The sequence below is a fragment of the Parvibaculum sp. genome (assembly GCF_046297875.1).
GTDB lineage: Bacteria > Pseudomonadota > Alphaproteobacteria > Parvibaculales > Parvibaculaceae > Parvibaculum.
The window spans coordinates 848,659-866,121 of record NZ_JBKBHD010000001.1; the positions used below are offsets into that span (position 1 = coordinate 848,659).

The following is a 17,463-nucleotide window of genomic DNA, read 5'->3' on the forward strand; positions in this document are numbered from 1 at the left end:
GGGAACAGGAAATCAGTCGGCGGCGTCGCCGCTGTAAGGATCGGCAATGCCGAGATCCTCGAGAATGTCGCGCTCAAGGGCTTCCATTTCTTCGGCGTCCGGATCGTCGATGTGATCATGGCCGAGAAGATGCAGCACACCGTGAACGGTGAGATGGGTCAGGTGATCGGCAAAGGATTTCGACTGCGCCCCGGCCTCGCGCTCTATCGTTTCGCGGGCGAGAACGACATCGCCGAGCAGCGGCTGCTCGTCGCCAAAGGCCTGCTCGGGGACGCCTGTGTCCGGCATTTCGGCGGCGGGGAAGGAGAGCACATTTGTCGGCCCGTCCTTGCCGCGATAGGCCTTGTTGAGCCGCGCGACAAGCGCATCGTCGCCAAGCACGATGCAAAGCTCCGCCGGTTCGCCGCCGCGCGTCACCACATAGGCATGTTCGGCGGCGCGGCGCACCGTCTCTTCGGTGCCGCTCTCCCATTCCCCGGCTTCGCGCAAGACTTCGATCTCCAGCCCAGAGACCGGACTTCGGCATTTCTCGCTTCGTTTTCGTCCTGGCGAAGATGCGTCGCTCATGTGCGCTCGTTCCCGAGAAGGCCGCGTTCTCGCGCATTATAGGCCTTGACGATGCGCGTTACGAGCGGATGACGCACCACGTCGGCATCCGAGAAATTGACCGTGGCGACGCCGGGGACGCCGTCCAGCACGTCGAGCGCATCGCGCAGGCCCGATTTCGCGCCGAGCGGCAGGTCGACCTGACTCGGATCGCCCGTGATCGCCATGCGGCTGTTTTCGCCGAGGCGCGTCAGAAACATCTTCATCTGCACGGGCGTGCAGTTCTGCGCCTCGTCGAGAATGACGAAGGAATTGGCCAATGTGCGGCCGCGCATGAAGGCAAGGGGAGCCACTTCGATTTCGCCGCTTTCAAGGCCCTTCATCGCCTGCTCGCCCGGCAGCGTGTCGTAGAGCGCGTCGTAAAGCGGGCGGAGATAGGGGTCGATCTTCTCCTTCAGGTCGCCCGGCAGGAAGCCGAGGCGTTCGCCTGCCTCGACGGCCGGGCGCGACAGGATGATACGGTCCACGCGCTTCTGCAGCAGCATCGACACGGCGACGGCGACGGCCAGATAGGTCTTGCCCGTGCCGGCGGGGCCGACGCCGAAGACGAGCTCGTTCTGCATCAGCGCATCGATATAAGTGCCTTGCGTCTGCGAACGCGCCGAGATGACGCGGCGCTTCGTCTGGATCTGGTGGCGGCCAAAACCGCCCTGCGGCTTGTCGAGATCGGCTTCGGGCGCGGTCGCGAGGCGGATCGCGCCATCGACCTCGCCCGCCGTCACGTCTTGTCCGGATTTGAGCCGCGCATAGAGGTCGCGGAAAACACGGTCGGCCTGATTGCGTGCATGAGGCTTGCCGGTGATTACCAGTTTGTTGCCGCGCGACGTAGCAAGCACGCCAAGCCCCTGCTCGATGCGTGCGAGATTCTTGTCGTTCGTACCGAAAAGTTCCGTCAACAGACGATTGTCGTCGAAAGCAATAACAAGACTGTCATCACCGCCTTCTCCGCCCTTCGCCGTCTTCACGCCACCTGTTGCGCTCAACTGCACCCTGTCCTTTCGATGTGCCAATGACCACATATCATCAGGCGGTGACGGCCTCCGTCGTAAGGAGGCGTCCCCGCAGGGAATTCCGATAGCCTTCCTCGATCTCGACTTCGACGATTTCTCCGAAGAGGGCTTCCGGCGCCTCCTCGACATGAACGGATTGCAGCCAAGGGCTGCGTCCGACGAGCTGGTGCTCGCCCTTGCCGCGCCGGTCGAACAGGACCGGCATGACGCGGCCCGCGCAGGCGCGGTTGAAAGCCTTCTGCTGTTCGCCGAGAAGATCCTGCAGGCGGGCAAGCCGCTCGCTCTTCACCTCTTCGGCAAGCTGATCTTTTTCCTCCGCGGCGGGTGTACCGGGGCGGGGGCTGTATTTGAAACTGTAGGCCTGGGCGAAACCGACATCGCGCACCAGCGAAAGCGTCGCCTCGAAATCCTCATTCGTCTCGCCGGGGAAGCCGACGATGAAATCGGACGATAGGGCAATGTCGGGCCTTGCGGCGCGGATGCGGCCGATCAGCCGGAGATAGGTTTCTGCGTCATGCTTGCGGTTCATCGCATCGAGAATGCGGTCCGAGCCGGACTGCACCGGCAGATGCAGATAGGGCATCAGTTCCGGCACTTCGGCATGGGCGGCGATCAGTTCGTCATCCATGTCGCGGGGATGGCTCGTCGTGTAGCGCAGGCGCTCGACACCGTCGATCCGTGCGAGATGACGAATGAGCGTGCCGAGAGAAGCCGCGCCGCCTTTCACGTCCTCTCCGTGATAGGCGTTCACGTTCTGGCCGAGCAGCGTGATCTCGCGCACGCCCGCATCGGCGAGGGCGCGCGCCTCGTCGAGAATGCGCGCGACGGGACGCGAGAATTCTGCGCCGCGCGTATAGGGCACGACGCAGAAGGTACAGAACTTGTCGCAGCCTTCCTGGATGGTGAGGAAGGCGGTGGCGCCACGCGCCAGCGTCTTGCGGCGCTCGGGCGCGGGCAGCGCCTCGAACTTGTCTTCGGCGGGAAATTCCGTTTCGACGATGCCGGGGCTGCCATTTGCAAGGCGCGCCACATATTCCGGCAGGCGGTGATAGGTCTGTGGCCCAAGCACCAGATCGACGGCAGGCGCGCGGCGGCGCATTTCCTCGCCTTCGGCCTGCGCGACGCAGCCGGCCACGCCGACAACGAGGCTTTCGCCGCGGCCGGATTTTTCCTTTTTCAGATCGCGCAGACGGCCAAGCTCCGAATAGACCTTCTCCGCCGCCTTTTCGCGGATGTGGCAGGTATTCAGAATGACGATGTCGGCCTCTTCGGGACTGTCGACCTCGGCATAGCCGGATGGGGCCATGACATCGACCATGCGGGCCGAGTCATAGACATTCATCTGGCAGCCATAGGTCTTCACGAAGATCTTCTTGCGCGGCGCGCCGGGCATGGCCTCCGGGGCCTCAGCCGGTGCGACGGGTCGGGATGGCGCGGATTTATCCTGCAATGCGTGCGCTCGTCTCCTCGGGGAACTCAAAACGATTGCCGCACTCTATCATGTATTGCGGGCCTGCCGCGACCGATTTGGCAGCTCATGCGCCGGCCGCAAGGGGACGGATTTCCTGCGGCGCGGCCAGCGCGACCTGGGGCTCGTCCGCCCGGCCGTGCAGCGCGCGAACCAGTCCTTCCTGGCAGCGCGCCTCGCAATAGGCGGCAAGCGCCTTGCGGTTGCCGATTTCGCGGATCGTGACAGGTTCGTGAAATTCGGCGATTACCTCGATGGGGCCGAGCGAGAAGGCCTCCCAGAGATGGGGAAACAGCTCCATATCGCCATACCAGGCGAAAAAGGGCCGGAAATAGCGGCCCATGGGGATACCGTTGAGCTTCACATAGGCCACGGAAAGCGGCTGGACGACGAGATTGTCCTCCCGGTCCTCCTCGCCATTGACGATGGCGAGCTGGGCGACGCTCATCAACGCGCTCTTGAAGGGCAGCACCCTGTTGCCATCGCTGGACGTGCCTTCGGGGAACAGCACGAGGCGGTCGCCGGCAGCGATGCGGGTATGGATTTCATTGCGGGAATGGACGGTGCGGGTGCGCCTTTCGCGCTCCACGAAGACGGTCTGCTGCAATTTCGCCAGCGTGCCGAAAAAGGGCCAGCCCGCGACCTCGCTTTTCGCCACGAAGGAGCAGGGCGCAAGCGAGGCGATGACCGGAATATCGAGCCAGGAGGTGTGATTCGCGGTGATGAGGCAGGCGCCGCCGCGATAAGGCTCGCCGCGGACCGTGACCCTGATGCCGACGAGGCGGCAGAGAAAGCGGTGATAGCGGTTCGGCAGGCTGCGCGCATAGGTAAGGCCGAATTTCAGGCCGAACCATTGCAGCGGCATGAGAATGACGGCCGACAGGATGAAGCCGGCAAGAAGGACAGCGGCCCGAGCGGTTGCCATTTACGTCTCCCGCCCCGTCGCGCCCCGATGGCGGACAGGGATCACCCCTTGTTGCCGGCGTCCGGCTTCTTGTTGCGGTCGAGCGGTACGCCGTAAAGCTCGAGCCGGTGATCGACCAGCTCGAAACCGAGTTCGCGCGCGATGATCTGCTGCAGGCGCTCGATTTCCTCGTTGTGGAACTCGATGACGGCACCGGTCTGCAGGTCGATCAGATGATCGTGATGTTCCTCGGGCACCTGCTCGTAGCGCGAGCGGCCATCGCGGAAATCGTGACGTTCCAGAATATTCGCTTCCTCGAAGAGGCGGACCGTGCGGTAGACGGTCGCGATCGAGATCTTGCTGTCGACAGCGGCGGCGCGGCGATAGACCTCTTCCACGTCCGGGTGGTCATGCGCGACAGACAGCACGCGCGCAATCACGCGGCGCTGATCCGTCATCCGCATCCCCTTTTCCACGCAGAGATTCTCGATCCGCTCGGGATCCATCGGCATGTCTTCGGGGCGCAGGGCTTCTGTCGTGGTCCTGTTTGTCATTGCGGCCAATATAGGCCAAGCGCGGCTCACTTGTCACCAAGGAGCGGCGGCAAAGCGGCGCGAAAAACCCTTCGGCAATCAAGGATTTATCTAGGTGGACGAGGGTGGCGAGAGATCGAGTTTCAGCGTGCGCGCGGCGACGGGCGCGCCCTCGCGGCGGTAATAGCCGGGGCGGACGCCGACAAGATAGAAGCCGAAGGCTTCATAGAGGCGCAGCGCGGCGCGATTGTCTTCGGCGACTTCGAGGAAGAGGGCTTCTGCGCCGAGGGCTGCCGCATGAATGGCGGCCGCTTCGAGGAGGCGCCGGCCAAGGCCCGTGCCGCGCATCGCGGGCCGGACGCCGATGGTGAGGATTTCCGCCTCGCCGCCGGCGGTGCGCGCGATCACAAGTCCATCGAGTGCCGCCGGATCGCCTGCTTCATAGGCGAAGGCGCCCGGCATGGCGAGAAGCTCGCGCATCGCTGCCTCGTCCCAAGGCTCGCCGAAACAGGCGCGGTGGAGCGCGGCGAACGGTGCCGCCGAGGCGGCATCCGAAGCGCGGATGGCGGGGCCGCTCATGCCGTTGCCGGGTCGAGGCCGCCCGGCAATTTTGCGTCCGGCGCGCGGATATAAAGCGGCTCCGGCGCCACGCGGAAGGCATCGAGCCCCTGCGCGGCGATGCGGGCAAGCGCGATGCGGCCGACCGATTGCGCCTCGGGCTGCGGTTTCGCGGGGCTCAGGCGGAAGGTGCGGCCTGCCGCTTCAAGGCGGGGCGCGAGCAGCGGCGCGCCGGTGCCGACGAGACAGAGCTTTCCCGGTGGCAGATGCGTCACCGCTTCGTCGAGGCCGACGAGAAGCGGCGGCGTGAGCGGCGCGAGCGAGGGGGCGAAAGCCTGCATATAGACTTCATCGCGCCGCGCATCGAAAAGAGCAATGCAGGTTTCATCCGCTCCGGCTCCGGCGCCAGCGGGCTCGGCCACCGCCTCAAGCGTGGTGACGCCCACAAGCGGAAGCGCGCGGGCAAGCGCGAGGCCGCGCGCCGCGGCGAGGCCGACGCGGAGCCCCGTGAAAGTGCCGGGGCCGATGGTGACGGCAAGCGCATCGAGATCGGCGAAACTCAATGCGGCTTCGGCGAGCACGGTTTCGAGGAGCGGCATCAGGGCTTCGGCGTGGCCGCGCGTGCGCGGCTCGAAGGCGGCGGCGAGCACGCCCTCGCCATCCATGACAGCTGCGGAAAGCGCCCCTTGTGCTGTGTCGAAGGCGAGCAGGATCAAGGGGCTTAATTCTCCGTATGCGGATCAGACGATCTTGCAGGCGTCGTCGAAGGGAAGGCGCGGGCTGCGGGCGAAAAGGCCCGCGGGATCGCCATAGCCGAGATTGCAGAGGAAATTCGACTTGACCGTGGTGCCCGCGAAATAAAGCTCATCCGCCTTCTTCATGTCGAAGCCGGACATGGGCCCGCAATCGAGGCCGAGCGAACGGGCGGCGATCATGAAATAGGCGCCCTGCAAGGAACCGTTGCGGAAGGCGGTCTGTTCCGCCCATTCCTTCGACCAGTTGAACCAGGTCTTCGCTTCCGGCTGATGCGGGAAAAGTTCCGGCAGGCGTTCATAGAATTCGACGTCATAGCCGATGACGGCGGTGACGGGGGCCTGCATGGACTTCTTCAGATTGCCTTCGGAGAGGACCGCCGCAAGTTTTTCCTTCGCTTCCTTCGACTTCACGAAGACGATGCGGGCGGGCGAGCAATTGGCGCTGGTCGGACCCCATTTCATCAGGTCGTAAAGCGCCTTCAGCGTGTCGTCGGAGACGGGCTTGTCCGTCCACGCATTATGCGTGCGCGCTTCGCGGAAGATGATGTCGAGCGACGTGCCGTCGAGTGTGCGGCTCATTTGGCCTCCGGTAAATTCGAATGACAGATGCGCCACGATAACGGCTTCGCCGGGCGGCGCCAGCCATGCGCGCGGGAAATGACCGCGCGTCAGGTCAGATCTGGCGGACTTCGACGATCTCGGGAATGTAATGCTTCAGCATGTTCTCCACGCCGCGCTTCAGCGTGACGGTGGAGGAGGGGCAGCCCGCGCAGGCGCCCTGCATATTGAGGAAGACGACGCCTGCCTCATAGCCCTGGAAGGTGATGTCGCCGCCATCCTGCGCGACGGCGGGGCGGACGCGCGTGTCGAGGATTTCCTTGATCTGAGTGACGATCTCGCCGTCCTCGCCATCATGCGCGGCATGGCCGTCATGATCTTCCGCGCCGCCCGCAAAGAGGATCGGCGCGCCGGAGGTGAAATGCTCCATGATGGCGCCGAGAAGGGCGGGCTTCATGTGCTGCCATTCGCCATCCGCCTTGGTGACGGTGATGAAATCCGCGCCGAAAAAGACGCCCGTGACGTTCTCCACCGCGAAAAGCCGCATGGCGAGCGGCGAGCGCCCGGCGGCCTCGCGCGTCGGAAAATCGGCGGCGCGGCCCTCGCCCAGCACCTCGCGGCCCGGCAGGAACTTCAGGGTCCCCGGATTGGGGGTCGCCTCGGTCTGGATGAACATGGGGCAAAAACCCTTTCAATATCGTGGTTTAGCGGGGTGCCAAGGCACCCGTCATTTGCCCTATAGATGGACCCTTGAAGGGCCCAAATCAAGCGAGAGAACGGATCGCCTCTTCGGTGAGGCTGCCCGGCACCACGGTGACGGGAATGGGGAAGGATTTGTCGGTGGAGGCCACCATGGAGACGAGGGGCCCCGGCCCTTCCTTGCCGGTGCCGGCGGCGAGAACGAGGATCGCAATGTCCTTGTCCTCGGCGATCAGCTGCATCACCTGCTCGGTGCGGCGGCCTTCGCGGATCACGAGTTCGGGCATGATGCCCGCATATTCGTTCACATGGGCGGCAAGCCGGTGGAGCAGTTCTTCGGCCTCGGCGCGCGCCTCTTCCTGCATGATGTTCTTCACGCCGAGCCATTGCTGCGAGGCCTCGCCCGGCTCGATCACGGCGAGCAGCGTCACGATGCCGTCGGTATGGCTTGCGCGGAGGCTCGCGAAATGGATCGCCACTTCCGATTCGGGCGTGCCGTCCACGATGACGAGGAATTTGCGCCGCTTGGCAGCGGGGGAAGACGGTTCGGATGCGCTCATGGGGCGGATGCTGCCACCGGGCGGGACGCGGAGCAAGCCTCAGGGTTTTTTGGCCGAGGCGGCCTCGAAAACCGCAAGTTGCGCGGCAAAGGCGCGGCGGTAAGCGGGCCGCGCCTCGGCCCGGGCGACATAAGAGGAGAGCGTGGGGAAGGCGGCGAGAAGCGCCGAGCCCGCGATCCTTTGCAGCACCGAGACCATCATCAGGTCGCCCGCGCTGAACGCGCCGTCGAGCCAGTCGGCCTCGCCGAGATGCGCGGCGACCCCATCGAGCCGCGCGCGGATGCGGGCCTCCATCAGCGGCAGCCGCGCCTCATACCAGCTTTCATTGCGCTCCGTGTAGCCCGCCGTCTCGCGTTCGAGGATCGGGGGCTCGACCGTGTTGAGGGCCGCAAACATCCAGGAGAGCGCGCGGGCGCGCGCCGCCTCGTCTTCCGGCAGCAACCCGCCATGGCGCTCCGCGATGTGGAGCACGATCGCGCCCGTTTCGAAGAGCACGACGCCATCTTCCTCATAGGCCGGGATCTGGCCGAAGGGCTGGAGCGCGAGATGCGCGGGCTCCTTCATCTGCGCGAAGGAGAGAAGCCTCACCTCATAAGCCACGCCTGCCTCCTCCAGCGCCCAGCGAATGCGCGTATCGCGCGCCAGCCCGCGGCCACGATCCGGGGAGGCTTCAAAGGCTGTGATGATGGGGGGCATACGGAGGGTTCCCTAAAGACAGTCGTGTATGGTTTTTACATTTCAAGTATAGTGAAAGACGCCTCTAGGTATTCTTTCTATCAGCATATTCATTGGTACACTCTGATCGGAAGAATCGACGACTGGCAACATCACTTGCCATTGACCAACGCCGTGATTGGGTAAAGCGTTGATCGAGCAAAAATTTGGGGTCCGCACGAATGGCATCGCATCCTTACATCTCCGGCGCCGGAAACATCACGCAGATGATCGGCTACCTTCGCAAAACCTTTCCTCCGACCGTGACGTCTGACACCGTTAAAAAGCTCGGACTTGCCCCGAAGAACGAGAGCTATGTCATCAATGTACTCCAATTCTTGAACCTCATTGACGAAGAAGGGAAGCGGACCGACGAGGGCCACGCCGTTATGACCAAGCGTGAAGAAGCTGAGTTTCAGTCGTCTTTTGGTGAATTGGTGAAAACCGCCTACGCAGACCTTTTCAGTTTGCGTGCCGATGATGCTTGGACGATGAGCAAAGACCAGCTCATCAGTTATTTCCGCAGTGCCGACAAGACCAGTGAAATCATTGGCGGCCGCCAGGCTGGAGTTTTTCTGGCGTTGCGGGAGTTGGCCGGCCATCAGTCTGAGGGAATCACAACTAGCAGACCCAAGTCAGGTGCGGCCATTAAATCATCATCGCAACCACGCAAGGCGAGGCCAAGCTCAAAAGGTAAAGCCGAGGAACCCATGACAACTGTAGGCAGTGCTTCTCTGAAAAAGGAGAAGCCGGATATGGCACTCACCGTGCGCATCGAGATTAATCTGCCTACAGATGGTACGCAGGAGACCTACGATGCGATTTTTAAAAGCATCAAGGCCAATCTCCTCCCATGAATGAAACGTTTTGGCTCTTCGAGCGCATTGCCCGCACGGCGAGAAATGTTGGGCAGAAAGAATTGGATGAAAGCTCGAGTCTCCATCCGTTCGACGAACGCAATATTCACCCGGATATTGCGGTCGTATCTATCAAGCTATTTGACGATGGACACTATGCCCAAGCCACCTTTGAGGCATTCAAGTACATTGACAATCAAGTGAAGACCATCTCCGGCATTGAGGACACAGGGTTCAATCTGATGATGAATGCGTTCAATGAAACCGGACCAAAAATCAAGCTCACGGATTTGGGGACGATGAGCGAAAATGACGAACAGAGAGGGTTTCGGTACATCTTTGCGGGCACGATGTCTGGTATCAGAAATCCGCGAGGGCACGACAACCGCATTGACCCTATTGATCTCTGCCTAGACCATCTTTCCGTTGCATCAGTTCTTTTAAGAACACTTGAAGCTCGGAAATCCCCGCAATAGCGTTCTAAGCCATTTTTGGTCCCCTAGGCTTCCTTGCTTTATCATCAAAGTCAGGCCCCCCTACTTCAACAAAATATTGCTCACCTCGCGCAGCTGGGTGCGGGCGCGCATGAGGTAGAAGCCTTGCATGGCGAGGTGGTTGGGCTGGAACTGGGCGTCGGGCGCGCCGTTAACGACGACCCAGGGGTCGAGCTCGGCGGCCTTGCGGAAACTGTCCATCATCTCGCCCCAGGGCTTCTGCAGATTGCGCTCGGCGATGATGCGGGCGAAATCCTTTTCGAGCCCCTTCAGCACCATGTGATAGCCATAGAGCTTGCCCTTGGTGAAATAGAAGATGTCGTCGGCCTGTGTGTCGATGAAGGAGCCCGCTTCATCCGTGATGTGACGATCGATCAGCGCGGATGACGAGCCGAGATCGGCGGCGAAACGCTCCAGCGTCGCCATGAGATTGTCGGCGCGGATGTCGTAATTCGCGTTGCCCGCCGCAAGCCGGCGGTTATAGGCGAGGAGCTTTGCGCGGGCGTCCCTGTATTGCGATTCGGAACTTGCGCGGGGCGCGAGCGAGACGGACGGGTTCCAGATCCAGACATTGCCGGGATATTGGAGGAGGCCCGCCGCGCGCTGGAGATCGGCGTCTGCCTCCGACGAGCCGCGCGTGCGGCCGAGCTGGTCCGTCAGCTCGAAGCCGAAGCGCGCCAGCGCCGACATGATGCCCTGCTGGAAATTCGGCATGTTGTCGAGCATATAGCCCGGCTGGAAGAAGGGGTCGTTCGCCGTCCAGCTATGCTTGTTCACCTCGCGGTCGATGAGCGCCGCGGCATAGGCCACCGCCTCGCTGCCGCCTTCCACGCGGTCTGCGGCCGCGGGCGCGAAATCCATGTTGTCGTCCACCTTGTGCACGACGATCATGCCGACCGGATAATAAAGCGCGATGAAGACGAGAATGGCGATCAGGCCGCGCTTCAGCATGGCGCCCATGCCCGGCCGGTTCAGCACGGCGAAAAGCGCGGCCATGCGGGCGGCAAAGCCGGGGCCTGCGGTGCCGGTGTCTGCGGAGACGGCAGAGGGCGCGGCCGAGCCGTCGCCCCGGCGATACATCCAGCGGTGGCGGAGCTTGTCGCGCCAGTCGGCCAGGCGTTCGCTGAAAGTCATGGGCGCGGGCTCCTCAGGGGCGGAATCTCTGCGTAAAGACCTTCTCTAGATGGGGCTTTCACCGCCCAGATCAAGCAGGCCACAGCCTATCAGATAAAGCCGACGAGTTCGCGTACCCTTGCGACCACGGGGTCTGCGATGGCGCGGGCGCGGGCGGCGCCCTTTTCCAGCACGCCGTCGATATAGGCCGGATCGTCCATCAGGCGTTTCATTTCGTTCGTGATGGGCGACAATTTCTCGACCGCGAGATCGGCAAGCGCCGGTTTGAAGACGGAAAATTGCGCGCCGGCGAATTCCGCGAGCACGTCCGCCTTCGACTTGCCCGCGAGCGCCGCATAGATGCCGACAAGATTGTCGGCGCCCGCGCGGCCCTCAAGCCCTTCCACGGTTTCGGGAAGGGGATCGGGATCGGTCTGCGCCTTGCGGATCTTCTTCGAGATGTCGTCGGCGCTGTCGCGCATGGTGATGCGGGAGAGGTCCGACGGGTCCGACTTCGACATTTTCTTGGTGCCGTCCCGGAGCGACATGACGCGGGTCGCGGGCCCCATGATGAGGGGTTCCGGCTGGGGGAAGAAATCCGGCGCCGCGAAATCATTGTTGAATTTCTGCGCCGTGTCGCGGGCAAGCTCCAGATGCTGCTTCTGGTCCTCGCCGACCGGTACATGGGTCGCGCGGTAGACGAGAATGTCGGCCGCCATCAGCACGGGATAGGCATAGAGCCCCACGCTCGCCTGTTCCCGGTCCTTGCCCGCCTTGTCCTTGAACTGCGTCATGCGATTGAGCCAGCCGATGCGGGCGACGCAATTCAGGATCCAGGCGAGTTCGGCATGGGCGGCCACCTTCGACTGGTTGAATACGATGTGGCGATCGGGGTCGATGCCGGCCGCGATATAGGCGGCGGCGACTTCGCGCGTGTTCGCGGCCAGTTCCTTCGGGTCCTGCCAGACGGTGATCGCATGCATGTCGACCACGCAATAGATGCATTCATGGGTCTCCTGCAGGCCCACGAAATTGCGGATCGCCCCCAGATAATTGCCGAGATGCAGATTGCCGGTGGGCTGAACGCCCGAGAAAACGCGGTTTTGCGGCTGGTCCATTCGAGAAATTCCGTCACTTTGGCCTTCATGGCTTCGCGCAGGTTATGCGGCGCGGGAGGCCCAAAGGCAATGGGGAGGTGAGGCGGGAGGCGCCGGAACACGGGAATGCCGCATGTTTCAGCCTCTCAGGAAGGCGCGGCTGAGATCGCCGATCCGGAGTGCGCCGGTGATCTGGCAGAGGAAGAAGAATACGATAACGCCGAAGCCGATCAGCGCCATGAGCGCGGCGAGGCTGACAAGGAGCGTATCGCCGAGGAAGGGCGCCAGCGCATCGGCGCCGAACCAGAGCGCCGCGCCCATGCCCAAGGCTGCCATGAGGGTAAGCGGCAGGCGGCGGACAAGCTGCTGGTCGGGCGCGAATTCGCCATTCCGGTAGAGCCTTGTGCCGAGCTGGCCGGCATTTACCCAGGCGGACAGCGTGGTGCCTGTCGCAATGCCGGCAAAGCCGAAGGGAATGAAAAGCGCGATCGAGGTTGCGATATTGACCGCAATCGAGATGGCGGCGAAGCGGAGCGGCGTCTTCGTGTCCTCGCGGGCGAAGAAGCCCGGCTGGAAAACCTTGATGAGCACGAAGGCGGGAAGGCCCGCGGCATAGATGATGAGCGCGAGGGAGGTTGCCTCCGTGTCCGCGCTCGTGAAGGCACCGCGCTCGAAGAGGATGCGGATGATATCGGCCGCGAGCACGGCGGCACCGACAGCGGCAGGCACCGTCAAGAGCATCGAGAATTCGATGGCGCGGTTCTGGCTCCAGCTTGCGCCGCCCAGATCGCCCGCGCGCAGGCGGCGAGACAATTCCGGAAGCAGCACGATGCCGATGGCGATGCCGATGACGGCGAGGGGGAGCTGATAGATGCGGTCGGCATAGTAAAGCCATGAGACGGCGCCCGCCTGCAGCGAGGCGATCATGGTGCCGATCGTCAGGTTCACCTGCGTGATGCCGCCCGCGATGACGCCGGGCACGCCGAGACGGAAGAGACGGCGCACTTCCGGCGTCAGGCGCGGCAGGCGCAGCCGGAGCACGAAGCCTGCGCGCCAGAGCGACACCGAAAGCCAGAGGAACTGCACGACACCCGCCGCCGCCACGCCCCAGGCAAGCGCGCGGCCGGGATTGTCCGTCAACGGCACGAGAAAGAGGATCGCGAAAATGAGCGTGATGTTGAGCATGACCGGCGCGGCGGCGCCCGGGAAGAAGCGGCCGAGCGAATTCAGGATCGCCGATTGCAGCGCGGTGAGCGAAATGAAGAGGAGATAGGGAAAGGCAATCCGGGTGAACTCGACCGCCCAGTCGAATTTCTGCGGGTTTTCGGAAAAACCCGGCGCGAAGACGAGCATGAGCCAGGGCATCGCAAGCTCTGCCGCGATGGTGAGGATCAGCAGGGCAACGAGAAGAACTGAGAGCGCATCTTCGGCAAAGCGCCGCGCTGCATCTTTCCCGTCGCCCTCGAGGCGCTTGGCAAAGAGCGGCACGAAGGCCGAATTGAACGCGCCTTCCGCGAAGATCGAACGGAACATGTTGGGAAAGCGGAAGGCGACGAAGAAGGCATCCGCCACCGGCCCCGTGCCCACGGTCGCCGCCACCATGACGTCGCGGAGGAAGCCGAGCAGCCGGCTTATCAGCGTGGTGCCGCCGACTGTCGCGGCGGAGCGGACGAGGTTCATTCAGCGCGCCTCACTCGGCCGCAGCCGCGGCATCCTCGCGGCGGCGCTTGGCGGGGCGGGCTTTTTTCATCGGGTCGGTCAGCGCTTCGAGGAGGTGACGTTCCACCGCCTTCTTCTTGTTCGCATTTGTCACCTTGTGGCCGATCACATCCTTCACATAGAAGACGTCGACGGCGCGCTCGCCATAGGTCGTGATATGGGCGGAGCCGATGGTGAGGCCGAGATGGAAAAGCGCGCGGGCAAGCGCGTGAACGAGGCCCGGCCTGTCGAGGCCGTTCACCTCGATTACCGTGTAGTGGTCCGATGCATCATTATCGATGAAGACCTGCGGCGCGACGGTGAAGGCGTCTGCCCGGCGCTCGCGGCGCTGGCGGCTTTCGATCGCATCGGGCGGCAAGACCTCGCCCGCCAGCACCTTGCGGATCATGTCTTCGAGGCGGCGGATGCGGCGTTCTTCGTGGACTGCCGTGCCGTCGGGATCCTGCACCCAGAGCATGTCGAGCGCCATGCCGTCGCGCGTCGTGAAAATCTTGGCGTCGACGATGTTCATGCCGAGCACGGCGCAGGCGCCTGCGAAGCGCGCGAAGAGGCCCGGGTGGTCCTGCGTGTAGAGCGTGATCTCGGTAATGTCGCGCATCGGCGCGGGCTCGGCGGCAATCGCCAGAGCCTGATCCTTGCCCTGCTCGATGAAGCGGGCATGGCGCTCCTGCATGTCCGTGTCGGTGGAGAGCCAATAGGCATCGCCGTGGCGCTTCAAGTAGCGGTCGACAGCGGCTTTCGACCAGTCGGAGAGACGCGCGGCAAGCGCCTCTTTTGCCTCCGCGACACGCCCCTTGCGATTGAGCGCGCTTTCACCGCCCTGCAGCAGCGCCTCGGATTCGAAATAGAGCTGGCGCAGCAGCTGGCCCTTCCAGCCGTTCCAGACGCCGGGGCCTACCGCCTTGATGTCCACCACGGTCAGCACATAAAGCATGCGCAGCCGCTCGGGACTCTGCACGAGATCGGCGAAATCGCGCACGGTGCGCGGATCGGCGATGTCGCGGCGCTGGGCGACGTCCGACATGACGAGATGGTTCTGCACGAGCCAGGCGACGGTTTCCGTTTCGCCCGGCCCCATGCCGAGGCGGGGGCAGAGCTTGCGGGCAATGGCGGCACCGGCATCCGAATGATCCTCGTCGCGGCCCTTGGCGATGTCGTGCAGGAAGACCGCCATATAGAGTGCGTTCCGGCTTTTCAGCTTGCCCATCAGTTCATGGGCCAGCGGATATTCCTCGCGCTCCTTGCCCTTCTCGACTTCCGACAGGATACCGATGGCACGCAAGAGATGCTCGTCCGCCGTGTAGTGGTGATACATGTTGAACTGCATCAGCGCGACAATGCGGCCGAAATCCTGCACGAAACGGCCGAGCACGCCTGCCTCGTTCATCAGGCGCAATGTCGCTTCCGGCGTTTTCCTCGAAGAGAGGATTTCGAGGAAGAGACGGTTTGCCTCCTCGTTCTTTCTGAGCGACGCATCGACAAGGCCGAGCGAGCGCGTGACGAGCTTCAGCACATCGGGGTGAATGTCGAGGCCATGGCTCTCCGCCACGTGAAAGAGGCGGATGATATTGACCGGGTCCTTGTCGAAGAAACTTTCGTTCGTGACCGTGAGGCGGTTCGTCTCGACAGCGAAACCGCGAATGACCTTCTTGCGGCGGATGGCCTGCATGAAGCGGCCGATTGAGGGCTTCTTCTTCTTTTCCTGTTCTTCGAGCACGGCGCAGAAGATGCGTGTGAGATCGCCGACATCCTTGGCGATCAGGAAGTAGTGCTTCATGAAACGCTCGACGGCCTTCAGGCCCCGATGCTCCTGATAGCCGAGGCGCCGTGCCATCTCGGTCTGGAGGTCGAAAGTGATGCGTTCTTCGGCACGGCCGGTGAGGAAGTGCAGTTCGCAGCGCACCGCCCAGAGGAAATTCTCCGCCTTTCGGAAAGTCTGGTATTCTTCCTTCGTGAAAACACCGACCTTGACGAGATCGGAGGCCTGCTTCACGCGGTAGACATATTTCGCGATCCAGAACAGCGTGTTGAGATCGCGAAGGCCGCCCTTGCCTTCCTTCACATTCGGTTCGACGAGATAGCGGCTTTCGCCCGAGCGCTGATGGCGCAGATCGCGTTCGGCAAGCTTCGCCTCGACAAATTCGTTCGCGGTGCCCTTCACCACTTCATCGTCGAAACGCTGCTGCAGCTCGTCGAAAAGCGGGCGGTCGCCATAGATGTAGCGCGCCTCAAGGAGCGCGGTGCGGATGGTGAAATCCTCGCGCGAGAGACGGATGCAGTCCGCAATCGAGCGCGTCGAATGGCCGACCTTGAGGCCGAGATCCCAGAGCGCATAAAGCATGTATTCGACAACGCTCTCGCCCCAGGGGGTCTGTTTGTAGGGCAGCAGGAAAAGGAGGTCGATGTCGGAGCCAGGCGCCAGTGTGCCGCGGCCATAGCCGCCGACCGCGGCAACGGCGAGACGTTCGGCCTCGCTCGGATTGGGCGCGGGAAAGACATGGGATGTCGCAAATGTGTAAAGCTCGCGGATAATGACATCCTGCAGATAGCAGAGGCTTTCGGCGCAGGAGCGGCCCCTGTGGGCGCCCTGCTCCAGCCGCTCGCGCGCCTTGGCCCGGCCGGCGGTGAGCGCCGTCTTCAGCACCGAAACGACACCGCGCTTGAGCGCAAGTTCGTCCCTTGCAGAGGCCCGGACGGCATCGAGCCTGTCGCGGATATCCTGCGGGTCGGCGATTTCGAGCATGCTGGGCAAGATGCGGCCCATCGGGACGTCTCCGGATAACTTGAGGCCTTGCGGGCGCGGCGCCCGCGGCTATTCAAGAAGCTTTATCACATCCGGCCCAAGGTACGGAAATCCTTGCCGCTTTCGCAGGCAGCCGGTTCAGCGGCTTGACATTGATCGAGCCTGACGGACATTGTGGCGCGGAGTTCAAAAGGGGCTGCCCGCAGGTGCAAGGCCCGAACAGGCGGACGGATTTTGACGCATAATACCGAGATCGACCGGCGCAAGGTGTTCAGCCGGCTGCTGCAGGGCTGGTGGAAGGACCGTGCGCAGTTTTCGCGCAAGAAGATACACCGGACCTGCCCCGTCTGCGGCTATCACGGGATTTTCCTCTCGGTCGGGCGGCCGTCGCGCTGGGATACACGCTGCCCGAATTGCGGAAGCCGCGAGCGGCACCGCCTGCTGCAGCTCTATCTCGACGATCACGGCATCGATCTTTCGAAGCTCAAGATCCTGCAATTCGGCCCCGAGAAATGGCTGATGCGGGCGATGAAGAACAATCCGGATTATGAGCCCGCCGATCTCTATTCGCCGATCGCCAAGTTCCAGCTCGACATCACGAAGATCGACCGGCCGGACAATTTCTTCGACGTCGTGATCGCAAACCATGTTTTCGAACATGTGGACGACGACAAGGCGGCGATGAAGGAAATGTTCCGCGTGCTGAAGCCGGGCGGCTATGGCTTCTTCTCGGTGCCGATCAACCTGTCGCGGGACGAAACCTACGAGAACCCCGCGATCAAAGATCCGGACGAACGCTTCGTCCATTTCGGCGGCACGGACCACAAGCGCTTCTATGGCCGCGACTTCGCAGGGAAGCTCGAGGAAGCAGGCTTCAAGGTGGAAGCCTATCGCCGCAAGCCCGAAGAAGAAGTGAAGTGGGGATTGCTCCGCGACGAGTGCATTTACGTGGCGAGGAAGTAGGGCTTTCCGAAACCTTCCTTGTTCGTCATTGCCGGGCTTGACCCGGCAATCCAGAGCGGCACATGCGGAGCAAGCGGCCCTGGATGCCTGGATCAAGTCCGGGCATGACATT

Annotated in this window: 18 protein-coding genes; 3 read left to right on the top strand and 15 right to left on the bottom strand. The window is 62.9% G+C overall.

Translation table 11 applies throughout. The features are described from left to right. Positions 1–12 precede the first annotated feature (12 nt). The 11 genes from ybeY to ACK4FH_RS04225 all read right to left on the bottom strand — a co-directional run bounded on the left by ybeY (position 13) and on the right by ACK4FH_RS04225 (position 8,347). Positions 13–567, bottom strand: a complete 555-nt coding sequence (gene ybeY / locus ACK4FH_RS04175) for an rRNA maturation RNase YbeY (protein WP_409811344.1) — start codon at positions 565–567, stop codon at positions 13–15. After that, on the bottom strand, positions 564–1,589 hold the full coding sequence (locus tag ACK4FH_RS04180) for a PhoH family protein (RefSeq protein ID WP_409811345.1): 1,026 nt from the start codon (positions 1,587–1,589) through the stop codon (positions 564–566). The genes ybeY and ACK4FH_RS04180 overlap by 4 nt, the downstream gene beginning before the upstream one ends. Positions 1,590–1,629: 40 nt before the next feature. Then, positions 1,630–3,009 carry a tRNA (N6-isopentenyl adenosine(37)-C2)-methylthiotransferase MiaB gene (gene miaB, locus ACK4FH_RS04185; protein WP_409811346.1) on the bottom strand — a complete coding sequence of 460 codons (1,380 nt, stop codon included), beginning with the start codon at positions 3,007–3,009 and terminating at the stop codon, positions 1,630–1,632. 142 nt (positions 3,010–3,151) lie between these two features. Beyond that, positions 3,152–4,009, bottom strand: a complete 858-nt coding sequence (locus ACK4FH_RS04190; protein WP_409811347.1) for a lysophospholipid acyltransferase family protein — start codon at positions 4,007–4,009, stop codon at positions 3,152–3,154. Between the two features lie 41 nt (positions 4,010–4,050). Continuing rightward, positions 4,051–4,500 carry a Fur family transcriptional regulator gene (locus ACK4FH_RS04195; protein ID WP_409815149.1) on the bottom strand — a complete coding sequence of 150 codons (450 nt, stop codon included), beginning with the start codon at positions 4,498–4,500 and terminating at the stop codon, positions 4,051–4,053. A 132-nt stretch (positions 4,501–4,632) separates the two neighbouring features. Then, positions 4,633–5,100 (bottom strand): GNAT family N-acetyltransferase, encoded by a 468-nt coding sequence (locus tag ACK4FH_RS04200; protein WP_409811348.1) that lies wholly within the window; start codon positions 5,098–5,100, stop codon positions 4,633–4,635. Beyond that, on the bottom strand, positions 5,097–5,795 hold the full coding sequence (gene tsaB / locus ACK4FH_RS04205; RefSeq protein ID WP_409811349.1) for a tRNA (adenosine(37)-N6)-threonylcarbamoyltransferase complex dimerization subunit type 1 TsaB: 699 nt from the start codon (positions 5,793–5,795) through the stop codon (positions 5,097–5,099). The genes ACK4FH_RS04200 and tsaB overlap by 4 nt, the downstream gene beginning before the upstream one ends. Before the next feature lie 24 nt (positions 5,796–5,819). After that, positions 5,820–6,413 carry a malonic semialdehyde reductase gene (locus ACK4FH_RS04210; protein WP_409811350.1) on the bottom strand — a complete coding sequence of 198 codons (594 nt, stop codon included), beginning with the start codon at positions 6,411–6,413 and terminating at the stop codon, positions 5,820–5,822. 94 nt (positions 6,414–6,507) lie between these two features. After that, positions 6,508–7,068 (bottom strand): NifU family protein, encoded by a 561-nt coding sequence (locus ACK4FH_RS04215; protein ID WP_409811351.1) that lies wholly within the window; start codon positions 7,066–7,068, stop codon positions 6,508–6,510. Between the two features lie 88 nt (positions 7,069–7,156). Then, positions 7,157–7,651 (bottom strand): universal stress protein, encoded by a 495-nt coding sequence (locus ACK4FH_RS04220; protein WP_409811352.1) that lies wholly within the window; start codon positions 7,649–7,651, stop codon positions 7,157–7,159. A gap of 39 nt (positions 7,652–7,690) precedes the next feature. Beyond that, positions 7,691–8,347, bottom strand: a complete 657-nt coding sequence (locus ACK4FH_RS04225; RefSeq protein ID WP_409811353.1) for a glutathione S-transferase family protein — start codon at positions 8,345–8,347, stop codon at positions 7,691–7,693. A 245-nt stretch (positions 8,348–8,592) separates the two neighbouring features. Between ACK4FH_RS04225 and ACK4FH_RS04230 the strand changes: the two genes are divergently transcribed. Together ACK4FH_RS04230 and ACK4FH_RS04235 are read left to right on the top strand one after the other, a co-directional pair. After that, a complete protein-coding gene (locus ACK4FH_RS04230; protein ID WP_409811354.1) occupies positions 8,593–9,222 on the top strand; it encodes a DUF5343 domain-containing protein in 630 nt (209 codons plus the stop codon). Then, positions 9,219–9,698, top strand: a complete 480-nt coding sequence (locus ACK4FH_RS04235) for a TIGR02391 family protein (RefSeq protein WP_409811355.1) — start codon at positions 9,219–9,221, stop codon at positions 9,696–9,698. Before ACK4FH_RS04230 ends, ACK4FH_RS04235 begins: the two co-directional genes overlap by 4 nt. Before the next feature lie 60 nt (positions 9,699–9,758). Here the strand turns inward: ACK4FH_RS04235 and ACK4FH_RS04240 are convergent, their stop codons facing one another. The 4 genes from ACK4FH_RS04240 to ACK4FH_RS04255 all read right to left on the bottom strand — a co-directional run bounded on the left by ACK4FH_RS04240 (position 9,759) and on the right by ACK4FH_RS04255 (position 16,409). After that, positions 9,759–10,850, bottom strand: coding sequence for a DUF2333 family protein (locus ACK4FH_RS04240; protein ID WP_409811356.1), 1,092 nt, complete (start codon positions 10,848–10,850; stop codon positions 9,759–9,761). 89 nt (positions 10,851–10,939) lie between these two features. After that, positions 10,940–11,947, bottom strand: a complete 1,008-nt coding sequence (gene trpS / locus ACK4FH_RS04245) for a tryptophan--tRNA ligase (RefSeq protein ID WP_409811357.1) — start codon at positions 11,945–11,947, stop codon at positions 10,940–10,942. Between the two features lie 117 nt (positions 11,948–12,064). After that, positions 12,065–13,606, bottom strand: coding sequence for a murein biosynthesis integral membrane protein MurJ (gene murJ / locus ACK4FH_RS04250; RefSeq protein WP_409811358.1), 1,542 nt, complete (start codon positions 13,604–13,606; stop codon positions 12,065–12,067). Between the two features lie 10 nt (positions 13,607–13,616). Next, positions 13,617–16,409, bottom strand: a complete 2,793-nt coding sequence (locus tag ACK4FH_RS04255) for a [protein-PII] uridylyltransferase (RefSeq protein WP_409811359.1) — start codon at positions 16,407–16,409, stop codon at positions 13,617–13,619. A 213-nt stretch (positions 16,410–16,622) separates the two neighbouring features. On the opposite strand from ACK4FH_RS04255, the gene ACK4FH_RS04260 reads away from it, so the two are divergent. After that, complete coding sequence (locus tag ACK4FH_RS04260) at positions 16,623–17,351, top strand: class I SAM-dependent methyltransferase (RefSeq protein ID WP_409811360.1); 729 nt, start codon at positions 16,623–16,625, stop codon at positions 17,349–17,351. The last annotated feature ends 112 nt before the right edge of the window (positions 17,352–17,463 follow it).

What these genes read in the sequence shown, in the direction of transcription:
- ybeY (WP_409811344.1), bottom strand. Translation starts at nt 567, where the DNA reads ATGAGCGACGCATCTTCGCCAGGACGAAAACGAAGCGAGAAATGCCGA.
- miaB (WP_409811346.1), bottom strand. Translation starts at nt 3,009, where the DNA reads ATGCCCGGCGCGCCGCGCAAGAAGATCTTCGTGAAGACCTATGGCTGC.
- ACK4FH_RS04190 (WP_409811347.1), bottom strand. Translation starts at nt 4,009, where the DNA reads ATGGCAACCGCTCGGGCCGCTGTCCTTCTTGCCGGCTTCATCCTGTCG.
- ACK4FH_RS04195 (WP_409815149.1), bottom strand. Translation starts at nt 4,500, where the DNA reads ATGCCGATGGATCCCGAGCGGATCGAGAATCTCTGCGTGGAAAAGGGG.
- ACK4FH_RS04200 (WP_409811348.1), bottom strand. Translation starts at nt 5,100, where the DNA reads ATGAGCGGCCCCGCCATCCGCGCTTCGGATGCCGCCTCGGCGGCACCG.
- ACK4FH_RS04210 (WP_409811350.1), bottom strand. Translation starts at nt 6,413, where the DNA reads ATGAGCCGCACACTCGACGGCACGTCGCTCGACATCATCTTCCGCGAA.
- ACK4FH_RS04215 (WP_409811351.1), bottom strand. Translation starts at nt 7,068, where the DNA reads ATGTTCATCCAGACCGAGGCGACCCCCAATCCGGGGACCCTGAAGTTC.
- ACK4FH_RS04220 (WP_409811352.1), bottom strand. Translation starts at nt 7,651, where the DNA reads ATGAGCGCATCCGAACCGTCTTCCCCCGCTGCCAAGCGGCGCAAATTC.
- ACK4FH_RS04225 (WP_409811353.1), bottom strand. Translation starts at nt 8,347, where the DNA reads ATGCCCCCCATCATCACAGCCTTTGAAGCCTCCCCGGATCGTGGCCGC.
- ACK4FH_RS04230 (WP_409811354.1), top strand. Translation starts at nt 8,593, where the DNA reads ATGATCGGCTACCTTCGCAAAACCTTTCCTCCGACCGTGACGTCTGAC.
- ACK4FH_RS04235 (WP_409811355.1), top strand. Translation starts at nt 9,219, where the DNA reads ATGAATGAAACGTTTTGGCTCTTCGAGCGCATTGCCCGCACGGCGAGA.
- ACK4FH_RS04240 (WP_409811356.1), bottom strand. Translation starts at nt 10,850, where the DNA reads ATGACTTTCAGCGAACGCCTGGCCGACTGGCGCGACAAGCTCCGCCAC.
- trpS (WP_409811357.1), bottom strand. Translation starts at nt 11,947, where the DNA reads ATGGACCAGCCGCAAAACCGCGTTTTCTCGGGCGTTCAGCCCACCGGC.
- murJ (WP_409811358.1), bottom strand. Translation starts at nt 13,606, where the DNA reads ATGAACCTCGTCCGCTCCGCCGCGACAGTCGGCGGCACCACGCTGATA.
- ACK4FH_RS04255 (WP_409811359.1), bottom strand. Translation starts at nt 16,409, where the DNA reads ATGGGCCGCATCTTGCCCAGCATGCTCGAAATCGCCGACCCGCAGGAT.